The following is a 1,403-nucleotide window of genomic DNA, read 5'->3' on the forward strand; positions in this document are numbered from 1 at the left end:
TTCTTCGAAGGCATTCGTTGTCCCTTCCTTGGTCCAGACTGTCATAGTCGATGGACCACTCAGAAGGGGGCAGCTCAGTGACGGCGCTGCCCGCAGTGGATGTGCGGAATCCTGCCGTCGTGCCGCTGCCGGAAGGCACGGCGATCTTCGCCACTACCAACGTCACCTTCGACTCCAAGCTGAAGCAGACTTCCTTGTGCGCGGAGGATGCGCTGAACCTGACGCCCAAGTGGTTGCTGGTGGGCGGGGTGCGGTGGGACCACATCGCGCTTGATCGTACGACGATTCAGAACGCGACCGGCGCGGCCGATCGCAACAGCCCGACCTTCGACCCCATCTCCTGGCGGGCGGGCACGACGTGGGATGTGACGCAGGCCCTGACGCTCTACGCGCAATATACGACGGCGGTATCGCCGGTGTCCTCGATCCTGCTTGCCTCGATCGCCAACAGCCGCTTCCGGTTGACCAAGGGTCGCGCCTACGAGGCCGGGTTCAAGGCGACCGCATGGGGCGGACGGGCGAGCGTCACCGGCGCGGCCTACCGCATCGAGCAGCGCGACATTCTGACCCGCGATCCAAACAACTCGGCGGCGACCGTGCAGGGCGGGCGGCAATCGTCGCAGGGCGTCGAGCTGTCCGCCGTCGTCTCGCCGGCGAAGGCGCTGCGCCTGTCGGGCGGCGTATCCTGTACCGGCGCGCAATATGACGAGTTGTCCGAGCTGGTGGGGGGCGTGCGGATCGACCGGAACGGCAACCGCCCGATCAATATTCCCTCGACCACGGTCAACGCCTCGGCGCTCTACACCATCGCCGACAAGGTGACGGTGGGCGGCTTGAGCCCGGGGCTGCTGTTCGTGGTGCTGGGCCTCACCGAGTCGGCGCTGGTGTTCTACACCGGCATCGATGCCGCGCTCCATCCGGTGGTCGAAGCCGGACCGGGCGATTTGCCGCCTGACTTGGCCTCATCGGCATGGGATCGCGCGCTGGCTACCGGGCGTGCCCGCTGGTACCATCCGGGCGACAAGTGGACGCTGGTGGTGACGGGCGAAGGCGGCCCCATTCCCGCCCGTTACTACCCGGCGTCCGGTCAAGGCCATCATACCGATCGAACGATGGTCTGGTTCTCGCCTGACGGCACCCGGATCGTCCGTGCCGAACCTTGGGGTGGCTATCTGATGAGCTGGCTTTACCAGCTCCACATGGCGCTGCTTGCCGGCGACCTCGGTGGTCAGGTGGTGGGCTGGTCGGGTGTGGCGATGCTTTTGCTGCTCGTCAGCGGCATCGCGGCGTGGTGGCCGCGTGGAAGCTGGCGCAAGGCACTCGCCTTAGGTGTTCAGTCCCGGCATCTGGTGGATCGGATTTACGATGAACCGGTCTGGCTCTGACGTCCAGATCTTGGTGAT

1 pseudogene is annotated in these 1,403 nt (G+C 65.8%); it reads left to right on the plus strand.

Features of this window, described 5'->3' with window-relative positions:
- Positions 1 to 50 precede the first annotated feature (50 nt).
- Positions 51 to 1,301 (plus strand): annotated as a pseudogene (locus ACTHQV_RS19220) (TonB-dependent receptor domain-containing protein); the annotation flags it as partial.
- Positions 1,302 to 1,403 lie beyond the last annotated feature (102 nt).

The organism is Sphingomonas sp. SAFR-052, from assembly GCF_051965015.1.
GTDB lineage: Bacteria > Pseudomonadota > Alphaproteobacteria > Sphingomonadales > Sphingomonadaceae > Sphingomonas.